The organism is Streptomyces echinatus, assembly GCF_014203595.1.
Lineage (GTDB): Bacteria > Actinomycetota > Actinomycetes > Streptomycetales > Streptomycetaceae > Streptomyces > Streptomyces echinatus.
In genome coordinates, this window is the sequence record NZ_JACHJK010000008.1 from 424,658 (window position 1) to 445,398 (window position 20,741).

At 72.4% G+C, this 20,741-nt stretch carries 17 protein-coding genes; 7 read left to right on the forward strand and 10 right to left on the reverse strand.

Features of this window, described 5'->3' with window-relative positions; genetic code table 11:
- Positions 1–30: 30 nt before the first annotated feature.
- Both FHS34_RS24170 and FHS34_RS24175 read right to left on the reverse strand, forming a co-directional pair.
- Positions 31–411, reverse strand: a complete 381-nt coding sequence (locus FHS34_RS24170; protein ID WP_184968858.1) for a hypothetical protein — start codon at positions 409–411, stop codon at positions 31–33.
- A 76-nt stretch (positions 412–487) separates the two neighbouring features.
- Positions 488–1,336 (reverse strand): 5'-methylthioadenosine/S-adenosylhomocysteine nucleosidase, encoded by an 849-nt coding sequence (locus FHS34_RS24175; protein WP_184968860.1) that lies wholly within the window; start codon positions 1,334–1,336, stop codon positions 488–490.
- Between the two features lie 26 nt (positions 1,337–1,362).
- On the opposite strand from FHS34_RS24175, the gene FHS34_RS24180 reads away from it, so the two are divergent.
- Positions 1,363–1,920 (forward strand): hypothetical protein, encoded by a 558-nt coding sequence (locus FHS34_RS24180; RefSeq protein ID WP_184968862.1) that lies wholly within the window; start codon positions 1,363–1,365, stop codon positions 1,918–1,920.
- The gene (locus FHS34_RS24185; protein ID WP_184968863.1) at positions 1,917–4,106 is read left to right on the forward strand and encodes a tetratricopeptide repeat protein; all 2,190 of its coding nucleotides are present in this window, start codon (positions 1,917–1,919) and stop codon (positions 4,104–4,106) included. The genes FHS34_RS24180 and FHS34_RS24185 overlap by 4 nt, the downstream gene beginning before the upstream one ends.
- Here the strand turns inward: FHS34_RS24185 and FHS34_RS24190 are convergent.
- Entirely contained in the window at positions 3,988–4,680 is a 693-nt protein-coding gene (locus tag FHS34_RS24190; RefSeq protein ID WP_184968865.1) for a response regulator, read from the reverse strand. The genes FHS34_RS24185 and FHS34_RS24190 overlap by 119 nt on opposite strands.
- Entirely contained in the window at positions 4,677–6,305 is a 1,629-nt protein-coding gene (locus FHS34_RS24195; protein WP_184968867.1) for a sensor histidine kinase, read from the reverse strand. Before FHS34_RS24195 ends, FHS34_RS24190 begins: the two co-directional genes overlap by 4 nt.
- 154 nt (positions 6,306–6,459) lie before the next feature.
- On the opposite strand from FHS34_RS24195, the gene FHS34_RS24200 reads away from it, so the two are divergent.
- Positions 6,460–7,839: a cation:dicarboxylate symporter family transporter gene (locus FHS34_RS24200; RefSeq protein ID WP_184968869.1), complete on the forward strand. Its 1,380-nt coding sequence runs from the start codon at positions 6,460–6,462 to the stop codon at positions 7,837–7,839.
- Positions 7,840–8,095: 256 nt separating this feature from the next.
- Here the strand turns inward: FHS34_RS24200 and FHS34_RS24205 are convergent, their stop codons facing one another.
- Positions 8,096–8,710, reverse strand: coding sequence for a TetR/AcrR family transcriptional regulator (locus FHS34_RS24205; RefSeq protein ID WP_184968871.1), 615 nt, complete (start codon positions 8,708–8,710; stop codon positions 8,096–8,098).
- A gap of 150 nt (positions 8,711–8,860) precedes the next feature.
- Between FHS34_RS24205 and FHS34_RS24210 the strand changes: the two genes are divergently transcribed.
- Both FHS34_RS24210 and FHS34_RS24215 read left to right on the forward strand, forming a co-directional pair.
- On the forward strand, positions 8,861–10,534 hold the full coding sequence (locus FHS34_RS24210; RefSeq protein ID WP_184968874.1) for an MFS transporter: 1,674 nt from the start codon (positions 8,861–8,863) through the stop codon (positions 10,532–10,534).
- A gap of 106 nt (positions 10,535–10,640) precedes the next feature.
- A complete protein-coding gene (locus tag FHS34_RS24215; RefSeq protein ID WP_184968876.1) occupies positions 10,641–11,405 on the forward strand; it encodes a DUF2127 domain-containing protein in 765 nt (254 codons plus the stop codon).
- Positions 11,406–11,420: 15 nt separating this feature from the next.
- On the opposite strand, the gene FHS34_RS24220 is transcribed toward FHS34_RS24215, so the two are convergent.
- Together FHS34_RS24220 and FHS34_RS24225 are read right to left on the reverse strand one after the other, a co-directional pair.
- Entirely contained in the window at positions 11,421–12,320 is a 900-nt protein-coding gene (locus tag FHS34_RS24220) for an aldo/keto reductase (protein WP_184968878.1), read from the reverse strand.
- A 1-nt stretch (position 12,321) separates the two neighbouring features.
- Positions 12,322–13,233, reverse strand: a complete 912-nt coding sequence (locus tag FHS34_RS24225; protein WP_372478592.1) for an NAD-dependent epimerase/dehydratase family protein — start codon at positions 13,231–13,233, stop codon at positions 12,322–12,324.
- Positions 13,234–13,344: 111 nt separating this feature from the next.
- Here FHS34_RS24225 and FHS34_RS24230 point away from each other — a divergent pair, with 111 nt between their 5' ends.
- Both FHS34_RS24230 and FHS34_RS24235 read left to right on the forward strand, forming a co-directional pair.
- Positions 13,345–13,800, forward strand: coding sequence for an Lrp/AsnC family transcriptional regulator (locus tag FHS34_RS24230; RefSeq protein WP_225817581.1), 456 nt, complete (start codon positions 13,345–13,347; stop codon positions 13,798–13,800).
- Positions 13,801–13,938: 138 nt separating this feature from the next.
- Positions 13,939–16,236: a HelD family protein gene (locus tag FHS34_RS24235; RefSeq protein WP_308288306.1), complete on the forward strand. Its 2,298-nt coding sequence runs from the start codon at positions 13,939–13,941 to the stop codon at positions 16,234–16,236.
- A 57-nt stretch (positions 16,237–16,293) separates the two neighbouring features.
- On the opposite strand, the gene glgB is transcribed toward FHS34_RS24235, so the two are convergent.
- The 3 genes from glgB to FHS34_RS24250 form a co-directional block, all read right to left on the reverse strand.
- On the reverse strand, positions 16,294–18,519 hold the full coding sequence (gene glgB / locus FHS34_RS24240; RefSeq protein WP_308288308.1) for a 1,4-alpha-glucan branching enzyme: 2,226 nt from the start codon (positions 18,517–18,519) through the stop codon (positions 16,294–16,296).
- A gap of 214 nt (positions 18,520–18,733) precedes the next feature.
- Positions 18,734–20,116: a maltokinase N-terminal cap-like domain-containing protein gene (locus FHS34_RS24245; protein ID WP_184968890.1), complete on the reverse strand. Its 1,383-nt coding sequence runs from the start codon at positions 20,114–20,116 to the stop codon at positions 18,734–18,736.
- A 95-nt stretch (positions 20,117–20,211) separates the two neighbouring features.
- On the reverse strand, positions 20,212–20,741 hold a 530-nt coding region (locus FHS34_RS24250; protein ID WP_184968892.1), incomplete at its 5' end, for an alpha-glucosidase C-terminal domain-containing protein.

The window sequence follows — 20,741 nt, forward strand, 5'->3', positions numbered from 1 at the left end:
GCTGCCGTGAAGGTAAGAGGGGTGGTCTGGTCAGGTCAATGCGCGTGCGCCGGTTCGGACCCGGGCGGGCTGTCGAGGGGTCTGTTTCAGGCTCTCGGCGGCGGCGCGGGCCTCGGCGGGACGGTGGGCGGCCACGTGGACGTCGGCCAGCTTGTCGAGGGTCACCCCCTGGCCGTACCGGTCCTCGTGCTCCCGGAAGAGTTCCGGCGACCTGCCGTACGCCCCCATCGCCTCGTCCACGCGGCCTGTCTGCCGCAGGGCGTCGCCGATATTGCTCTCCTCCGTGGCTTCGCCGTGGGGGTCTGCGGCGACCCGGAAAAGAGTGCGGGCGGTGGTGTGAAACATGATCGCGTCGTCGGTCGTGTCGCGCTCGTCGGGTGCGAGGCGGGGGAGCAGGCGGTCCAGCTCCACCGACCGGCCGGTGAAGGCCAGGGGGCGGGTCGGCAGGGTGGCGGCGGCGCGCGGAACCGGGCCGTGGACCGCGCCCTCAACGCCCTCCGGCCTGCTTACCGATGACGGGCCCGTGGAAGGTCCCGCCGCGGAAGTCGATGTGGTCGCCCGCGTATCCCCCTTGGGGCCGCTCCTCGGAGCCGCCGGAACCCCAACCCCGTGGCCGGTACTTGTGCAGCAGCGCCACCGCGACCGCGGCGGCCTGCGCGGCCGCCCGCTCTTGCGAGCCGCCGGCGTCGGCCCTGCGCTTGTTCCGGTCGGCGCGGTCACTGATGCCCCGGACGACGAGGGCGTCCAACCGACCGCTCAAGTGGGCCGCGTTGGCGGCACCCGACCCCTCCATCTCGATGGCCCCGGCGTCGTTGTAGTGCCTCTCGATGTGCCGGGCGATGTCGGACCTGGAGTCGGCCAGCACGATGTCACCGGTCGCGATCGGCGCGAAGTGCACCCGGACCTCCGCCAGGTCGCGGGCCGCGGAACGGGCCGCCTGCTCCAGCGCGTGGGAGCCCGGCAGGGCCCGCGGCCGGACCTTGAAACCGTCGTGGGCCTGTTTGCCGCCGTGTATTTCGTAGACCTGCGTGCCGACCACGACGTCGCCGACCGCGATGTCGTCCTTCAGACTCCCCGCGACGCCCACGAAGAGGACGGCCTCGGGGTGCAGCCAGTCGATGAGCTGGGCCGTCAGCGCCGCGGCCCGCTCCGCGCCCACCCCCAGCTCGCTCATCGCCACGTGCCAGGGACTGTCCGGCAGCCGGCCGGTCTCGACGCGGGTCCCTCTGGCATGCACGAACTCCTCCCGCTCCGGGACGTGTGCCCGCACGGCGGTGTACTCCAGCGGCAGCGCGGTCAGGACCAGAACGGTGGGCTTTGTCTCCGGCACACTCATAAGGTACGCCGGGGGAAGGGGAAGTGGTGCCGGAACGAGACGTCACGGTGGGGCAGTTGCTGCTCACCGAGTACCAGACCGTCAAGGACGAGCAGAAGACCCGGATCGGGTTCCGGGACAATCTGCTGTACGTGACCCTGACCGTCGTCGCGGCCGTCATCGCCGCCGCGGCCCAGGCCAGGCAGACGGCGATGCTGCTCGCGCTGCCGCCGGTGTGTGTCGTGCTCGGCTGGACGTACCTCGTCAACGACCAGAAGATCTCGGCGATCGGGGCGTACGTGCGGCAGGAGCTGGGCCCGCGGCTGGCCGCGACCGCCAGGGCCGGGGACGGCGAGGTCTTCCGGTGGGAGACCGCCCACCGGACGGACACCCGGCGGGTGTCCCGCAAGGTCGTGCAGTGCGTCGTGGACCTGCTGGCCTTCTGCGTCGTACCGCTGAGCGCGCTCGTCGTGTACTGGGCGGGCGGTGACGTCTCGGCCGGGCTGGCGGTCGTGTCCGTGCTGGAGGCCGTCGCGGTCGTGGGGCTGGGGGTGTGCGTGGTGCAGTACGCCGTGCCGTTCGGGGCGGGGGGTGCGACCGGGTGAGCGATCACGTCGACTTCGGGGACGGGACGTTCTTCGGGCAGGTCGTCGGCAAGGCGGAGTACCGGCAGCAGGCACCGGCACCGACGGCGCTGGACGCGCTGCCGCCACGGGCGGCCGGCTTCACGGGCCGGGACGAGGAGCTGGGACGGCTGCGGACCGCGCTGGCCCCGTCGGGCTTGGGCTCCGGCGCCGAGCAGGCCGTTCTCGTCACCGCCGTCTCCGGACTCGGCGGCATCGGCAAGACGGCGCTGGCGGTACAGGCGGCGTACGCGGCGCGGGAGGCCGGATGGTTCCCGGGCGGGGTGCTGTTCGTGGACCTGCACGGGTACGACGACGTGCCCGTCAGCGCCGACCAGGCACTCCAGTCCCTGCTGCGGGCGCTGGGCGTGGAACCGGAGCACATTCCGACGACGGCGGACGAGCGGGCGGGGCTGTACCGGTCGGTGCTGGCCGAGCGGGAGGCGATGCTGATCCTCGCCGACAACGCGTCGTCACCGGACCAGGTACGGCCGCTGCTGCCGGGGGGCGGGCCGCACCGGGTACTGGTCACCTCGCGGGACCGGTTGCCCCAACTGGGGGCGCGGCTCGTTCCGTTGGGTCAGCTGACGCCCGGGGCGGCGTACGGACTCCTCGACCGGGCGCTGAGGATCGCCGACCCGGACGACGGCAGGGTCGTGGCTGAGGCCGAGGCGGCGGCACGGCTGGCGGAGCTGTGCGGGCACCTCCCGCTGGCGCTGCAGATCGCGGTGGCGTTGCTGGCGGAGGATCCCGGCAGGTCGGTCGCGGAACTCGCCGACGAGCTGGCCTCGTCGTACGACCGGCTCACCGCGCTGGACGACGGCGACCGCAGCGTGCGCGCCGCGTTCGACCTGTCGTACCGACGCCTACCGGCCGACCAGGCAAGGCTGCTGAGGCTGCTGGCCCTGGCACCGGGGCCGGAGGTGAGCGAGGAGGCGGCCACGGTGCTCGTCGGAGCGGAGGCTCCACCGACAACCGGGCTGAAAGCTCTGGCGCGTGCACATTTGCTGGAACGGGGGAGTGGTCGAGGGTGCTGGCAGATGCACGACCTGGTGCGTGCATTCGGTGTGGGTGAGCTGAGCAGGGACGTCGAGGCGGGGGAGGCCGCGCGTGAGAGGCTGCTGATCCACTACTACCTGTGCGCCGACGCGGCGGACGACCGGTTGCAGTGGCTGCCCGGCAATGCCGAACCGGACCGCTTCGCCACCCGAGCCGAAGCGCTGGCCTGGCTGGACAGGGAACACCTGGCGTTGGTGGCCGCGGCGCAGTGGGGGCGGGAGAAGCGGTACGCCCATGCCGCGGTCTCGCTGGCACTGGCCCTATGGCAGTACCTGCAATGGCGGCGGAACTTCGACGACTTGATCGCTGTCAGCCGTGCTGCCCAAGAGGCCGCCCACAGCATGGGCGACGTGGAAGGCGAGGCGATGGCGTGGAACAACCTCGGAATGGGCCTGCGCGAATCGGGTCGACCGGAGGAGGCCATCGGTGCCCACATCCGTGATCGGGACCTGAGCCGGGAACTTGCCGATCCATTGGGTGAGGCCTTGGCCTGGAACAACCTCGGGGCGGCCTTCGAGTCGGCGGGTCGGCTGAGCGAGGCGACGGACGCCTACCACCACTCCCGCGAGATGCATATCGCCATCGGTGACTGTGGAGGCGAGGCGATGGCGTGGAACAACCTGGGCAACGTCTGGCAGAACGAGGGCCGCATGGACGAAGCGATCGCTGCCTACAACCGCTCCTGTGAGCTGCTCATCTCCATCGGTGACCGCCAGCGCGAAGCGTCGGCTTGGAACAATCTGGGCAATGTGCTGGGAAAGTCCGGTCGGGCGAGTGAGGCCATGGAGGCGTATGGCAAGGCCCTGAGCATCCTGGAGGGGTTCGAGGACTGGTACGGAGTGGGGCACGCTCTCGGCAACATGGCGATTGCTCACATACGCGGCCGGCGATCGGGCGACGCTCGCTCCTGCTACCTCCAAGCCGCGGACGCCTACACCCGTGCCGACGCCTCGCACGAAGCCGCCCAGGCCCGCGCTGCCGCTGAAAGCCTCACCGCCCCTGAGGAACCCACCGGTACACCAGTTCCGGGCGGCCGACCTGGCCGTACTGGGGTTTTCGGGCGGCGCGGCCCGCGTCCACCAGGTGTTCCAGATAGCGGCGGGCGGTGATCCGGGAGATTCCCACGGCCTCGGCCACCCCCGCCGCCGTCAGACCCTCCGCCGCCTCGCGCAGCACCCCCGTCACCCGCTCCAGCGTCGGCCCGCTCAACCCCTTCGGCAGGGCCGCCGGTGACGGCGCCCGCAGGACCGCCAGGGCCCGGTCCACCTCGTCCTGGCCGCTCGCCTCGCCCACCGCCGCGTGGAACTCGGCGTACCGCACCAGCCGGTCGCGGAGCGTGGCGAACGTGAACGGCTTCAGGACGTACTGCACGACACCCAGCGAGACACCCTCCCGCACCACCGCCAGGTCCCGCGCCGAGGTCACCGCTATCACGTCCGCGTGATGCCCGGCCGCCCGCAGGGACCGCGCCAGCTGCAGCCCGTGCACATCGGGCAGATGGAGGTCCAGCAGCAGCAGGTCCACAGCCGTACGGTCCAGGACGCGCCGCGCCTCCGCGCCGGTGTGCGCCTTCCCGACCGCGACGAACCCGGGCACCCGGCCGACGTACAGCACGTGCGCGTCGGCGGCCACCGGGTCGTCCTCGACGACGAGGACGCGGATGGGCTGCTGCTCGTCCGTCATCTGCCGCCGCCCAGGGACGCGCCCAACGGCAACCGCACCTCGAACACCGCTCCGCCCTCGCCGTCCTCGCCGGACTCCACCACCGTCAACGTGCCCTCGTGGCGGGTCACCGCCTGCCGGACCAGGGCCAGCCCGAGTCCCCGTCCGCCGGGCCCGGCCGGCTTCGTGGAGAACCCCCGCTGGAATACCAGGTCGGCGTGGGCGGGGTCGACCCCGGGGCCGGTGTCGGACACGCGCAGCACCAGTTCGGCGGCCGAGGCGTACGCCGTCACCGTCACCCGCGCCCCCGCCGTCCCCTGCGCCGCGTCCACCGCGTTGTCGATCAGGTTGCCCAGGATCGTGACCAGGTCCCGCGTCGACAGCTCGGGCGGGAGCAGCCCGTCGTCCAGGCGGCTGTCCGGTGAGACCACCAGCTCCACGCCCCGCTCGTTCGCCTGGGCGGTCTTGCCCAGCAACAGGGCGGCCAGCACCGGTTCGCTCACCGCCGCCACCACCTGGTCGGTGAGGGCCTGCGCCAGCTCCAGTTCGGCCGTGGCGAACTCCACCGCCTCCTCGGCCCGGCCGAGCTCGATCAGCGACACGACGGTGTGCAGCCGGTTGGCCGCCTCGTGCGCCTGCGAGCGCAGCGCCTGGGTGAAGCCGCGCTCCGAGTCCAACTCACCCATGAGCGACTGGAGTTCGGTCACATCGCGCAGGGTGACGACCGTTCCCCGCCGCTCGCCGCCCGAGACGGGGGACGTGTTCACCACCAGCACCCGGGACGCCGTCAGGTACACCTCGTCCACCCGGGGCTCCGAGGACAGCAGGGCGCCGGTCAGCGGGGCCGGCAGGCCCAGTCCGGCCACCGAGCGGCCCACCACGTCCTGTTCCGGTCCCACCGCGAGCAGTTCCCGGCCGCCGTCGTTGATCAGCGCCACCCGGTACTGGCCGTCCAGCATCAGCAGCCCTTCCCGCACCGCGTGCAGCGCCGCCTGGTGATAGTCGTGCATCCGGCTCAGCTCGCCGGCGTTCATGCCGTGGGTGTGGCGGCGCAGGCGCGCGTTGACCACGTACGTGCCGACCGCGCCCAGCAGCAGCGTGCCCCCGGCCACCGCGAGCAGGGCCGTCACCTGGTCCTGGACCCGGGCGCTGATCGTCTCCACCTTGATGCCGGCGCTCACCAGCCCGACGATCCGGCCGTCGTCGGTGACCGGGGTCACCGCGCGGACGGAGGGGCCGAGCGTGCCGGTGTAGGTCTCGGTGAAGGTCCGGCCGTGCTGGGCGGCGCCGATGTTGCCGAGGAAGCGTTTGCCGATCTGCTTCCGGTCGGGGTGGGTCCAGCGGATGCCGGACGGGTTCATGATCGTGACGAAGTCGACGTTCGCGTCCCGGGTGACCCGGAGGGCGTACGGCTCCAGCAGGGCCGTGGGGTCCGCGGTGCGGATGGCCGTACGGACCGAGGGGGAGTCGGCGATCGAGCGGGCCACCGCCGTGGCCTGCCGGGCGGCGGAGTCCTCGGCCTGCCGCTGGTCGCCGACGTAGGTGAACAGCGCGTACCCGGCCACGACGAGCGCGATCAGCACGGCCTGCACGGCGAACAGCTGGCCGGCCAGGCTGCGGGGCCTGGGGAGGACGGGTAGGCGCATGTCAGCAGTGTGCCTCTCCGGTCAATCGTGAACTAAATGAACGGAAGGGTGACCGCCCTCACAGGCCGGGAGATAGTCACGGCATTCCCCAACAACGCCCGGACGTGAGCCGCACGCCGGTTGTTCGCCGACGAAGACGTCAAGGAGGGCAGTCGTGGCCGCCAGCAGTCCCGATACGGCACCTGCCGCACCCCGCGTGAAGCGGGACCGGACCCATTACCTGTACATCGCCGTCATCGCGGCGGTCGCGCTCGGCATCGCCGTGGGCCTGATCTGGCCCGATGCCGCGGTGGAGCTGAAGCCGCTGGGCACCGGGTTCGTGAACCTGATCAAGATGATGATCTCGCCGATCATCTTCTGCACCATCGTGCTCGGTATCGGTTCCGTACGGAAGGCCGCCAAGGTGGGGGCCGTGGGCGGTATCGCCCTCGGCTACTTCACCGTGATGTCGCTCGTCGCGCTCGCCATCGGGCTCGTGGTCGGCAACGTGCTGCACCCCGGGGACGGGCTGCACCTGACCGACGCGCTCCGGCAGACCGGGCACGCCCAGGTCGAGAGCGACGCGCTGCCGCCGGTGGACTTCGTCCTGTCGATCATCCCGACCAGCTTCGTGTCCGCGTTCACCCAGGGCCAGGTGCTCCAGACTCTGCTGGTGGCGCTGCTCGCCGGGTTCGCGCTGCAGGCCATGGGCTCCGCCGGGCAGCCGGTGCTGCGCGGTGTGGAGCACATCCAGCGGCTCGTCTTCCGCATCCTGTCCATGGTCATGTGGGCCGCGCCGATCGGTGCGTTCGGGGCGATCGCGGCCGTGACCGGCTCCGCGGGCCTCGACGCGCTCAAGAGTCTCGCCGTGCTGATGCTCGGCTTCTACGTCACCTGTTTCCTGTTCGTCTTCGTCGTCCTCGGGGCGCTGCTGCGGATCGTCGCCGGGCTGAACGTCTTCTCCCTGTTCAAGTACCTCGCCCGCGAGTTCCTGCTGATCCTGTCCACCTCGTCGTCGGAGTCCGCGCTGCCGCGGCTGATCGCGAAGATGGAGCACCTGGGCGTGAGCCGGCCGGTCGTCGGCATCACCGTGCCGACCGGCTACTCGTTCAACCTCGACGGCACGATGATCTACATGACCATGGCGTCGCTGTACATCGCGGACGCGCTGGGCACGCCGATGTCGGTCGGTGAGCAGATTCCGCTGCTGCTGTTCCTGCTGCTGGCGTCCAAGGGCGCGGCCGGCGTCAGCGGCGCGGGGCTGGCCACGCTGGCCGGCGGTCTGCAGTCGCACAAGCCGGCGCTGGTGGACGGGGTCGGGCTGATCGTCGGCATCGACCGGTTCATGAGCGAGGCGCGCGCGCTGACGAACTTCGCGGGCAACGCGGTCGCGACGGTGCTCGTGGGCACGTGGACCAAGGAGATCGACAAGGTCCGGGTCCGGCGGGTGCTCGGCGGGGAACTGCCGTTCGACGAGACCACGCTGCTGGACGAGGGCCGGTCGACGGTGAGTGAGGTTCCCGAGCCGCGGGAGGAGGGGCTGGTCAAGGCCTAGGCGGCCGCGGGACCGGGCCGGCCGGGCGGCCGCGGCTCCGTCGGGGCCCGTCGCGCAGTTCCTCCCCCGTCTCCCTGGACACGGCCGCTTCGCGCCCCGTCCCCCGCCTCCCCGGACGCGGTCGTTTCGTACCCCGTCTTCCGCCGCGTCCCCTGCTCCGGGCGTCCGGCCCCGCCTGAACCGGGGCCGGGCGTCCGGTACCGCCGCCGGGCGGCTGAGTCTCCCCCGTACCTCAGCCGCCCGGCTTCTTCGTGTGCTACGACACCTCGGCCACCAGCCGGGCGGCCAGCGCGGCGGGTACGCCTGCCGCGGTCAGGACGGCCACCGTGGCGGAGCGGCCCGCCTCCTCGGCCGCCACCAGGCCGTCGTTCACCGCCTCCATCACCGCGAACAGCATCTGCTCGTGCACGTACGCGAGGGCCGGCGCGGGCAGCGGGGAGCTGAACGCGCCCTCGTCCAGGCCGCGCTGCAGCAGGCGCACCTTGTTCTCGCGCAGCGGTGCGAGGCGTTCCCGGATGCCCTGCACGGTGACCGTGCGCTGGGCCAGGGCGATCAGCAGCCGGTACCGGTCGGCGACCGGCCACAGGGCGAGCACCGAGCGGGCCACCGCCTCCGCCGGGTCGGTGACGCCGGCGCGGGCGCGCGCGTCCGCGCCCGCCAGCGCCTCCACGGCCCCGTCCACCAGGGTGCTGATCAGCGCCTCCCGGCTGGGGAAGTGGCCGTAGACCGTCCGCCGTACGACCCCCGCGGCGCGCGCGATCTGGTCCATGGACGCGTCGGGATCGCGCAGCAGTTCCGCGAGGGCGACGTCGAGGATGCGGCGCCGGTTGGCGTCGGCGCGGCTGGTGTTGCCCGTGGTCATGGCGGTCATTGTGCCTCCCCGGACCCCTTCTGGCGCGACCTCGCTCGGCTTGCACAACCATGTGCAACGACGTACATTGCACATGGTTGTGCAATTGCACGCCATTGTGCAAGTCCCGTTGCGTATCCCGTCGCACACCCGAGGAAGGCGATCCCTGCCATGCGACTCGTCATGACCGAACCGGTCGAAAGGATGGAGCGCCCCTACGCCCGCCGCTGGTGGGCGCTGCTGGTGCTCTGCCTCAGCCTGCTGATCATCGTGATGGCGAACACCGCCCTCACGGTCGCGGCACCCGACATGACGAAGGACCTCGGCCTCTCCAGCGCCGACCTCCAATGGGTGATCGACGGCTACACCGTCCCGTACGCGGCGCTGATGCTGCTGCTCGGCGCGATCGGCGACAAGTACAGCCGCCGCGGGGCGCTCGTCCTCGGGCTCGTCGTCTTCGGCGCGGGCGCCGTGTTCGGCTACCTCGCCGACAGCGCGGCGACCGTGATCGCCGCCCGCGCGGTGATGGGCGTCGGCGCGGCGCTGATCATGCCGGCCACGCTCTCCCTGCTCGCCGCCACCTTTCCGCGCGCCGAGCGGGCCAAGGCCATCACCCTGTGGACCGCCACCGCAGGGCTCGCCATCGCCGCCGGACCGGTGGTCGCCGGCGCCCTGCTGCGCGACCACGGCTGGTCCTCGACCTTCCTGATCAACGTGCCCATCGCGGCCCTCGCGATCGTCGCCGCCTTCGTCCTCGTACCGCCGTCCCGGGCCGGCCACCACGACCGCATCGACTACGTCGGCGGCCTGCTGTCGGTGATCTGGACCGGCGCGCTCATCTACATGATCATCGAGGGCCCGCACTTCGGCTGGCACGCCAAGGCGATCGGCGCCGCGGTCATCGCGGGCGCCGGCCTGGTCGCCTTCGTCCTGTGGGAGCTGCGCCACCCGCGCCCGATCCTGGACGTGCGCCGCTTCACCGGCCGCCGGTTCGCCGGCTCCAACCTGGCCGTCGCCCTGTTCTTCCTCGCCGTCTTCGGCGCCTTCTACTACCTCACCCAGCACCTGCAGTTCGTCCTCGGCTACGACGCCCTGGACACCGGTGTGCGCATGCTGCCGCTCGCCGGCGCCGTCTTCGTCGGCTCGGCCCTGACCGGCTGGCTCACCCCGCGCGTCGGCATGAAGTGGACCGTCACCGCCGGCATGGTCGGCGGCACCACCGCCCTCGCCCTGCTCACCCGGGTGGACGGCGGCTCCGGCTACGGCGACTTCGTGGCCCCCCTGATCATCCTGGGCCTCGCCATCGGTCTCGCCCTCTCGCCCTGCACCGACGCCATCATGGGCGCGTTCCCGGAGTCCGAGCTGGGCGTCGGCGGCGCCGTCAACGACACCTCGCTGGAGCTGGGCGGCTCGCTCGGCATCGCCATCCTCGGCTCGCTGCTCGCCACCTCGTACGGCGACCACCTCTCCGACGCCACCGCCGGCAGCAGGCTTCCGGCCAGTGCCCTGGACACCGCGCAGGACTCGGTCGGCGCCGGGTACGCCGTCGCGCAGGGCATCGGCGAGAAGGCGCACCAGGCCGCCGCGCGGGCCCAGCAGGCGACCGACCCGCAGCAGGCCGCGCAGCTCAAGCAGCAGGCGGCCGAACTGGCCACTGGTGCCCGGCAGATGGCCGACGCGGTGGGCTCCGCCTTCTCCGACGCGGTCGCCCGCACCAGCCTGGTCGGCGCGGTGATCCTCGGCATCGGCACGGTCCTGGTGGCCGTCCTGCTGCCGCGCCACGGGTCCCCCGCGCCGGAAGTGAAGGAAGAGGAGAAGAAGCCGGTGGAGAGCGCAGCCGTCTGACCCTTCCCGACCCGCGTCGACTAACGTGCCGTCCCGGACAACCGGAACGGCACGTCGGTGTGTGGCGTCGTCATATGTGTCAGCACCTGCACGGAAGGCACGGGGGATGAAGATCGACTGGGACCGGCGGACCTGCGCGCGCAAGGGGCATGCGACCTACGCGCCCGACGACCCCCGGCTGCGGATCAGGCTGCACGCCCAGACCGCGCTCGGTGACGTCTGGCGCTGTCTGCGCTGCGGCGACTTCGTGCTCGGCGAGCCGCGCGGCTCGGGACCGGCGGCCGACGCGCCGCTGGTGCCGCGCGGCAAGGTGCTGCGGGACCTGTTCGTGCTGCGCTTCCTCGCCGTCGAGCGGGCCGTGCGCGGGGTGTTCATCGTGCTGGTCGCGGCCGCGGTGTGGAAGTTCAGCAACAGCCAGGACGCCGTGCGCCGCCTGTTCGACGAGTATCTGGACGTCTTCCGGCCGGTGTTCCGGCACTTCCACTACGACCTCGACCACTCACCGGTCGTCGGCTCCGTCCAGAAGGCCTTCGGCTACAAGCACTCCACCCTCCTGCTGGTCGCCGCGCTGCTGCTGGCCTACGCGCTGGTCGAGATCATCGAGGCGGTAGGCCTCTGGTACGCCAAGCGCTGGGCGGAGTATCTGACGGTGGTCGCCACGGCGGCCTTCCTGCCGCTGGAGATCTACGAACTCACCGAGCACATCAGCTGGCTGAAGATCACCACCCTGGTCCTCAACATCCTCGCCGTCCTGTACATCGCCCTGACCAAGCGGCTGTTCGGACTGCGCGGCGGGCGCCGGAAGTTCGACGAGGAACGGCACAGCGCCTCGCTGATGGAGGTCGAGGAGTCGGCGGGCGTGACGGTCTAGCGCTTTCCGCTCGGGTCAGGCCGGGCCCGGGAGCGCGGCCCGGGGCAGCCGCGCCCGTTCCCCGGCCGTCAGCCGCAGTCCGGCCGCCCCCGCCGAGTCCCGGATCGTCTCCGGCCGGCTCGCCCCGGGGATGGGGAGCACGGTCGGGGAGAGGGACAGCAGCCAGGCCAGGCAGACCTGCTGCGGGCTCACCCCGCGTTCGCGCGCCACCTCGTGGAAGGCCGCGTACCGCGCGTCGGCCGTCCGACCCGACGGCCCGTCCAGCGAGCTGCGCGAGATCCCGCCGAGCGGGCTCCAGGGCATGAACGCCAGCCCCAGCTCGGCACACAGCCGCAGTTCCGGATCGCTGTCCCGGGTCTCGGGGGAGTAGCGGTTCTGTACGGAGACCAGCCGGTCGCCGAGGATCGCGCGGGCCCGGCGGATCTGGTCCGCGTTCACGTTGGACAGGCCCGCCAGGCGGATCTTGCCCTCGTCGAGCAGTTCCCGCAGCGCGCCGACGGAGTCCTCGAACGGGACGACCGGGTCGGGTTTGTGCAGCTGGTAGAGGCCGATCGCCTCGACGCCGAGCCGCCGCAGCGAGGCCTCGGCGGCCGCCTTGAGACGGGCGGGGTCGCCCGTCACCGTCCAGCTGCCGTCGGCGGGCCGGCCCCGGCCGCCCTTGGTGGCCACCAGCACCCCGTCCGTGCCGCCGCCGTACGTCGCCAGGGCGCGGGCGAGGAGGCGTTCGTTGTGGCCCGGGTCCTCGCCCGGCACGTGGTAGGAGTCGGCGGTGTCGAGCAGGGTCACGCCCGCGTCCAGCGCCGCGTGCACGGTGGCCAGGGCCCGCGCCTCGTCGGGCCTCCCCTCGATCGACAGCGGCATGGCCCCGAGGCCGATCGCTCCGGCCGTCAGCTCTCCCAGGTGGCGCTGTCGCACGTCAGGCGTCCTTTCCCAGGGTCTCGGCGACGGCCTGTGGCAGCCACTGCCGTACGTCGCCGAAGGCGAATCCGAGCCGGACGGCCCGGGAGTTGTCCATGGCGTAGTGCCGGTGGAAGGCGAAGGGGGAGACCTCCGGGCCTTCCGTCACCTCGTACACCGGCTCGCCCGTACCGAGCCGGGCGGCCACCGCGGTGCACAGCTCCCCGACCGTGAGCTCGCCGTGGGAGGCCGCGTTGACCGGCCCGGTGAAGTCCTGGCCGGCCGCCCAGTACAGGAAGCCGGCGATCTCCTCGACGTGGATGTAGGTCGCGGGCTGCGCCACGGGCGGCACGGCGACGGGGGTGCCGGTGCGCAGGCGCTCGGCGTAGTGGGCGAGGCGGCCGGTGAAGTCGTCGGCGCCGCCGAGCACATGGGCCACCCGGACGGACGCGTACGGAAGGCCGGGGGCGGCCGCGAGGACCGCCTCCGCCTGCCGCTTGCCCTCGCCGTAGTGCTCCTCCAGGAACGCCGGGTCGTCCCAGGGCAGGGTGGTGTCCACGACGACGGCACGGGGGTCGACCGCGCTCTCCGGCACCGGCGCCGGGGAGTCCAGGTGCGCGTACACCTCCACCGTCGAGGTCATCACATAGCGTCCGGTGCGGCCCGCGAAGACCCGGCGGGCGATCTCGGCCTGGCGCGGGGTGTAGCAGACCTGGTCGACGACGACGTCGAAGGTCCGCCCGCCGAGCGCCCCGGTCAGGGCCCGCTCGTCGTTCCGGTCGGCCGTCAGGGCGATGGCTCCCGGGGGCGGGGGCGTCGACCCCCGGTTGAGGACCGTCACCCGGTCCCCGGCCGCCAGCGAGCGCGCGATCAGCCGTCTGCCGAAGTAGCGGTTGCCGCCGATGACCAGTACCTCACGTGCCTTGTTCATGATCATAATTCTCCGGATCCGACGCCACGCGCTGAAGGGGGAGACATGGCAGATACGGGCGCCCTACCGAAGGAACCGCGGCAGACTCGCGCCGTCGCCAACGAAACGTCGGTGGCCCTCGACGGGGTGGACCGGGACATCCTGCGGCTGCTGCAGACCGACGGGCGGATCAGGCTCAGCGAGCTGGGCCGGCGGGTCAGTCTGAGCCCGGCGGCCGTCGCCGAGCGGGTGCGCCGGCTGGAGGCGGCCGGGGTGGTCGAGGGATACGGCGCCCAGGTCGTGCCCGCCCGGCTCGGCTACGGCATCCAGGCCTTCATCCGGGTGAACCCGCACGGCGGCTACACCCTCAAGCACCCGCGGACCCTGGAGCTGCTGGGCCGCCCGGAGATCGTCGAGGTGCACCACGTGGTCGGCGAGGACTGCTGGATCCTCAAGGTCGCCGTCACCGGCACGGTGCACCTGGAGGAGATCCTGGAGCAGACCTCGGCGCTGGGCCGTACGACGACCTCGGTCGTCCTGTCCTCACCGGTCCGCCGTAAACCGCTGCTGCCGCCCGCGGCGCCCTGACACCGGCCCGCGCACCCATACAAAAAATCCCTCGGACAATTGCGTCCGGGGGATTTCTGTGCGTATATTCAATGGTTCGCGACTTGAATTCGTTCGATCGAATGCCCGAGTCGCGGAGAAGTTCAGTGACCACAGTATATGCGGGCGGGAGCGGAATTGTCAAACGCGGATCTGTCGAACAGTGAATTTCCGGACGATGAATTGCGGGACGAGCAGGAATTCATCGACGGACTGTACGCGCGCGTGGACGTGCTGCGCGGCGACACCGAGTCCTCCGTCGCGGACGCTCTCGCCCAGGGCGACAAGCCCATGCAGGCCCGGCTGGAGCGGGACATCCTGGTCGCCGAGCGCTCGGGGCTGCTCGCCGCGCTGAACGCCGTGGACGGCTCGCTGTGCTTCGGCCGGATCGACCTGGCCGACGGCACCAAGCACCACATCGGCCGGATCGGGCTGCGCGAGGACGACGCCGAGCACACACCGGTCCTCATCGACTGGCGGGCCGACGTCGCCCGCCCCTTCTACCTGGCCACCGGCCACACCCCGATGGGGCTGCGCCGTCGCCGGCACATCGCCACCGAGGGCCGGACCGTCGCCTCCCTGCACGACGAGATCCTGGACCTCGGCGACGCCACCCGCACCGGGCACGAGGACCACAACGGCGACGCCGTGCTGCTGGCCGCGCTGAACTCGGCCCGCACCGGCCGGATGAGCGACATCGTGCAGACCATCCAGGCCGCGCAGGACGAGATCATCCGGGCGCCCCACCGCGGCGTGCTGGTCGTCGAGGGCGGCCCCGGCACCGGCAAGACCGCCGTCGCCCTGCACCGCGCGGCCTACCTGCTGTACGAGTACCGGGAACTGCTGGCCCGCCGGGCGGTCCTCATCGTCGGCCCCAACCCCGCCTTCCTCGGCTACATCGGCGAGGTCCTGCCCTCCCTCGGCGAGACCGGGGTGCTGCTGGCCACCGTCGGCGAGCTGTTCCCGGGCGTGAGGGCCACCGCGGCCGACACCCCCGAGGCCGCCGCCGTCAAGGGCCGCGCCCAGATGGCCGACGTGCTCGCCGCCGTCGTCCGCGACCGGCAGGTCCTGCCCGACCCGGTCATCGCGATCGAGCACGACCGCGAGGTGCTGATGCTGGACGACGGCCTGGTGAGCGTCGCCCGGGAACGCACCCGCGCCGCCGAGCTACCGCACAACGCCGCCCGCGAGCACTTCGAGGGCTACATCCTCAACACCCTCACCGAGCTGTACGCCGAGCGCGTCGGCACCGACCCCTACGACGGCAGCAGCCTGCTCGACGCCTCCGACATCACCCAGATCCGCGACGAACTCGCCGAGAACCCCGAGGTGTGGGACGCCGTCGACCAGCTGTGGCCCCGGATCACCCCGCAGCGGCTGGTCGCCGACTTCCTCGCCGAGCCGGACGGCCACCTCCCGCCCGCGGACGCGGCCGCGATCCGCCGCCCGGTGACCCGCGCCTGGACCGTCGCCGACGTCCCGCTGCTGGACGAGGCGGCCGAACTCCTCGGCGAGGACGACCGGGTGGCGCGGGCGCGGGCGGAGCGTGAGCGGGAGACGCAGGTCGCCTACGCGCAGGGTGTCCTCGACGTCTCCTACGCCTCCCGCACCTACGAGTTCGAGGACAAGGAGGACGACGACCCCGAAGCCTCCGAGGTCCTGTCGGCGCACGACATCATCGACGCCGAGCGGTTCGCCGAGCGGCACGAGGAGGCCGACCACCGCAGCGCCGCCGAGCGGGCCGCCGCCGACCGCACCTGGGCCTTCGGACACATCATCGTGGACGAGGCGCAGGAGCTGTCCCCGATGGCCTGGCGGCTGCTGATGCGGCGCAGCCCGACCCGCTCGATGACCCTCGTCGGCGACCCGGCGCAGACGGCGGAGGCGGCCGGCGTCGGCTCCTGGGCGGACATCCTCGCCCCCTATGTCGAGGACCGCTGGGACCACACCCGCCTGGGCGTCAACTACCGCACCCCGTCCGAGATCATGGACCTCGCCGCGGCCGTGGTCCGGGCCGAGCACCCGGACTTCGAACCGCCCAGCTCGGTCCGCTCGACCGGGGAACGGCCCTGGGTGCGCCGGGCCGACGACGACCTGCCCGGCGCCGTCGCCAAGGCGGTCGCCGAACTCACCCCCGCCGAGGGCCGCCTGGCGGTGATCGCCCCGCGCGACCTGCACCGCTCGCTGGCCGCCCGGCTGGACGGGGTCACGGCGGGCGCCGAGCCCGACCTCACCCGGAACGTCGTCCTGCTCGACCCCCGGCAGTCCAAGGGCCTGGAGTTCGACGCCGTCCTGGTGGTGGAGCCGGCCCGCTACGGCACGAGCGACCTGTACGTCGCCCTCACCCGGGCCACCCAGCGGCTGGGGGTGCTGTACACCGGGGAGCCGCCCCGGGCGCTGGCCGGGACGACCGCGTAACCGCCGCTCCCGAGGAGGGCGCGCCGCCCCGCGGGCGGCGCGCCCCGTCTCGGCGCCTCAGGCCGGCCGCAGCCACACCGTGGCCAGCGGCGGCAGGGTCAGCCTGATGCTCGCCGGACGGCCGTGGGCGCCCTGGGGCTCCGGCTTCACCGCGTCCGGGTTGGTGACGTCGCCGCCGCCGTAGGCCGCCGCGTCCGTGTTCAGCACCTCCAGCCAGGCCGGGACGTCGTCCGGAACCCCGAGCCGGTAGTCGTGGCGGACGACCGGGGCCAGATGGGAGACCGCCAGCAGCGGGGTGCCGTCGGCGTCGAGGCGCAGGAACGCGAACACGTTGTCGTCCGCGGCGTCCCCGGTGATCCACTGGAAGCCCGACGGGTCGGTGTCCCGCTGCCACAGCGCCGGGGTCGCCCGGTACCGCACGTTCATGTCCCGGACGAGATCCCGTACGCCCCGGTGGTCGGCCTCGGCACCGTACGACGGATCCAGCAGCCACCAGTCGGGGCCGTGCGCCTCGGACCACTCGGCCCCCTGCGCGAACTCCTGTCCCATGAAAAGCAGTTTCTTGCCGGGGTGGGCCCACATCCAGGCCAGGTAGGCGCGGTGGTTCGCGCGCTGCTGCCACCAGTCGCCGGGCATCTTCGACACCAGGGACCGCTTGCCGTGGACCACCTCGTCGTGGGAGACGGGCAGGACGTAGTTCTCGCTGTAGGCGTACACCATCGAGAAGGTCATCTCCCCGTGGTGGTACCTGCGGTGCACGGGGTCGTGGCTCATGTACTGGAGCGAGTCGTGCATCCAGCCCATGTTCCACTTCAGGCCGAAGCCGAGCCCGCCGAAGCCGCTCGGGCCCTTGTGGTGGGTGGGCCGGGTCACGCCGTCCCAGGCCGTGGACTCCTCGGCGATGGTCACCACGCCCGGGCAGCGCCGGTACACGGTCGCGTTCATCTCCTGCAGGAAGGCCACCGCGTCCAGGTTCTCCCGGCCCCCGTGCTCGTTCGGCGTCCACCCGCCCGGCTCGCGCGAGTAGTCCAGGTAGAGCATCGAGGCGACCGCGTCCACGCGCAGCCCGTCGATGTGGAACTCCTCGCACCAGTACACGGCGTTCGCCACGAGGAAGTTGCGCACCTCGCGCCGGCCGAAGTCGAACTCCAGCGTGCCCCAGTCCGGATGGGCGGCCCGCAGCGGGTCCTGGTGCTCGTACAGCGGGCGCCCGTCGAACTCCGCCAGCGCCCACTCGTCCCGCGGGAAGTGGGCCGGCACCCAGTCCATCAGCACCCCGATGCCGGCCTGGTGCAGCCGGTCCACCAGGTACTTGAAGTCGTCCGGGGTGCCGAGACGGGCCGTCGGGGCGTAGAACCCGGTGACCTGGTACCCCCACGAGCCGCCGAAGGGATGCTCGGCGACCGGCATCAGCTCGACGTGCGTGAAGCCCATCTCGCTCACGTAGGCGGGCAGTTGCTCGGCGAGCGTGCGATAGGTCAGGCCCGGGCGCCAGGAGGGCAGGTGCACCTCGTAGACGGAGAACGGGGCCGCGTGGACGGGGGTGCTCCCGCGAGCGGCCAGCCATTCCGCGTCGCCCCACTCGTGGTGCGAGGCGTGGACGACCGAGGAGGTGGCGGGCGGGACCTCGGTGCGGCGGGCCAGCGGGTCGGCGCGCCGGGTGTGCGAGCCGTCCGGGCGGGTGATCTCGAACTTGTACAGCTCACCCTCGCCGATCCCCGGTACGAACAGTTCCCAGACCCCGGTGGAGCCGAGCGAGCGCATCGGGGAGCCGGAACCGTCCCAGAAGTTGAAACCGCCGGTGACCCGCACGCCCCGCGCGTTCGGCGCCCACACCGCGAACCGGGTACCGGTCACGCCCTGGCGGGTGGTGACGTGCGCACCCAGCGCCCGCCACAGCTGCTCGTGCCGGCCCTCGCCGATCAGGTGCAGGTCCAGCTCGCCGAGGGTGGGCAGGAAACGATAGGCGTCCTCGGTCTCGTGGTCCGTGCCGTCGTACGTCACGAGCAGCCGGTAGGCGGGGACCGCGGCGAGCGGGAGCAGCCCGGAGAAGAAGCCGTCGCCGTCGTCGTGCAGCTCCGCCCGCAGATCGCCGGAGACCACCGAGACCGCCTCGGCGTGCGGGCGGAAGGCGCGGAAGGCGACCCCGCCGGGCACCGGATGCGCGCCGAGGACGGAGTGCGGATCGTGGTGGGTGCCGTGCAGCAGCCGCTCACGGTCGGCGGCGTCGACGGCGGGGGAGACGGCGACCTCCAGCCCGGGTGGCGCCGGCTGCGCGGGCACCTGCGCGACCCGCGTCCGCCGGCCCTCCGGCGTCTGACTGCTCTCCCTCGTCTGACTGCTCTCCCTCGTCCTCTTCTCGGCCTCGGTCCTGCCTGACTCGTTTCCGGCCTTGTTCCCGGCCTTGTTCGCTGTCTTGTTCGCGGTCTTGTTCGCGGTCTTGTTCCTGGCGGCTGGCTTCTTGGACGTCACGAGCGAGTCTCCCGCGGGGGTCGGGTCAGTTCGGGTCGGACGCGGCGAGGCGACGGATCGCCGACAGCGGTACGGGCAGCCAGTCGGGGCGGTGCCGGGCCTCGTAGACGACCTCGTAGACCGCCTTGTCGGTCTCGTAGGCCCGCAGCAGCACCGGATCGGTGCGGGGGTCGAAGCCGGCCGCCTCCGCGTAGCCGGAGCAGTAGGCGGCCCGGCAGGCGTGTGCCCAGTCCGGGGTGGCCGGGTGCGCCGAGTGGGCCGCGTAGTCGAAGGAACGGAGCATCCCGGCGACGTCCCGCACCGGCGGCTGCGGCATGCGCCGCTCGGCCAGCGGCCGGGCCGGCTCGCCCTCGAAGTCGATCAGCGACCACTCACCCGACGGCGAGCGCAGGCACTGCCCCAGGTGCAGGTCGCCGTGGACGCGCTGGGCGGTCCAGGTGCGGCCCTCGGTGGCGAGGGAGGCCAGCGCCGTGTAGGCCGAGCGCAGCCCGTGCTCGTACGGCCGCAGCGCCGGCACCGCCTGCACGGCCGCCGCCAGCCGCTCGGTCATGCCGTCGACCAGCAGCTCCAGCTGGGCGTGCCCGAGGGTGACCGTCGGCAGGGCCCGGGCGAGGGCGGTGTGCACCTCGGCGGTGGCCCGGCCCAGCGCACGGGCCTCGGCGGCGAAGTCCTCGCCCTTGGCCAGCTCGCGCAGCGCGAGTTCCCAGCCGTCGCTCGCCCCGTTCACATAGGGCTGCAGCACGGCGAGGACGTACGGCTCCCCAGCCGGCTCCGCGCGCAGCCAGCCCGTCGGCGCGGGCACCCGGGGGCAGCCCTCCCGGGCGAGGGCCAGGGGGAGCTCCAGGTCGGGGTTGACGCCGGGCACGACCCGGCGCAGCAGCTTCAGAATGAACGTATCTCCGTAGACGACCGAGGAGTTGGACTGCTCGGCGGTCATCAGCCGGGCCACGAGGCCCGTCCGGATCTCCTGCGCGGGATCCCGTTCGAAACGCAAGTCTCCGATCCCGGCCCGGGTGCGCAGGGCCTCCAGGAGCACCTCGGCGGGCCGGGGGTCGTACAGGGCCTCGTACACGGTGCGGCCGGCGAGCGGGCCCTGCGTCACATGGCCGATCAGCGCGGGCGCCAGCCGGGGCGGCAGCGCCTCGCGCGCGCCTATGAGGAGCTGGTAGCAGTCGCCCGGGTGGGGCGGAGCGCCCGGTGCGGACGGCTGGTGGACGCGCAGGAGCAGGTGGTACAGGCCCAGTCGGCCGGTGGCGGGGAGCAGTTCGGTGACGGCCACCGGGGTGAATCCGGTGACGGGGCGGCCCTTGCCCGCGAACCAGCGCTGCCGGGGCAGCCATGTGCGCAGCAAGGGGTCGAGCGAGGCGAGGAGTGAGCTGGTGCCGAACGAGGTGACCGTTTCCGCCATGGGCGTCACGTCCTTTCCCCTGAGCGCGAGGGGGGTGTCACTTCTGCGTGCCCCGGGCGGGGCGGCGGAAACCCCGCCGCCCCGCCCGGCGGCGACTATGCGTCGCGGCGCAACCGGAACCAGTAGAAGCCGTGCCCCGCGAGGGTGAGCAGGTACGGCAGCTCGCCGATCGCCGGGAAACGGACCCCGCCGAACAGCTCGACGGGGTGCCGTCCGCCGAACCGGCTCAGGTCCAGCTCCGTGGGCTGGGCGAAACGGGAGAAGTTGTGCACGCACAGCACGAGGTCGTCCCCGCCCTCCTCGGTCAGGGGAGCCTCACGCAGGAAGGCGAGCACCGCCGGGTTCGACGACGGCAGCTCGGTGTAGGACCCCAGCCCGAAGGCAGGATTCTGCTTGCGGATCTCGATCATGCGGCGGGTCCAGTGCAGCAGCGACGAGGGCGAGGACATCGACGCCTCGACGTTGGTGACCTGGTAGCCGTAGACCGGGTCCATGATGGTCGGCAGGTACAGGCGTCCCGGGTCGCAGGACGAGAAGCCGGCGTTGCGGTCGGGGGTCCACTGCATGGGGGTGCGTACGGCGTCGCGGTCGCCGAGCCAGATGTTGTCGCCCATGCCGATCTCGT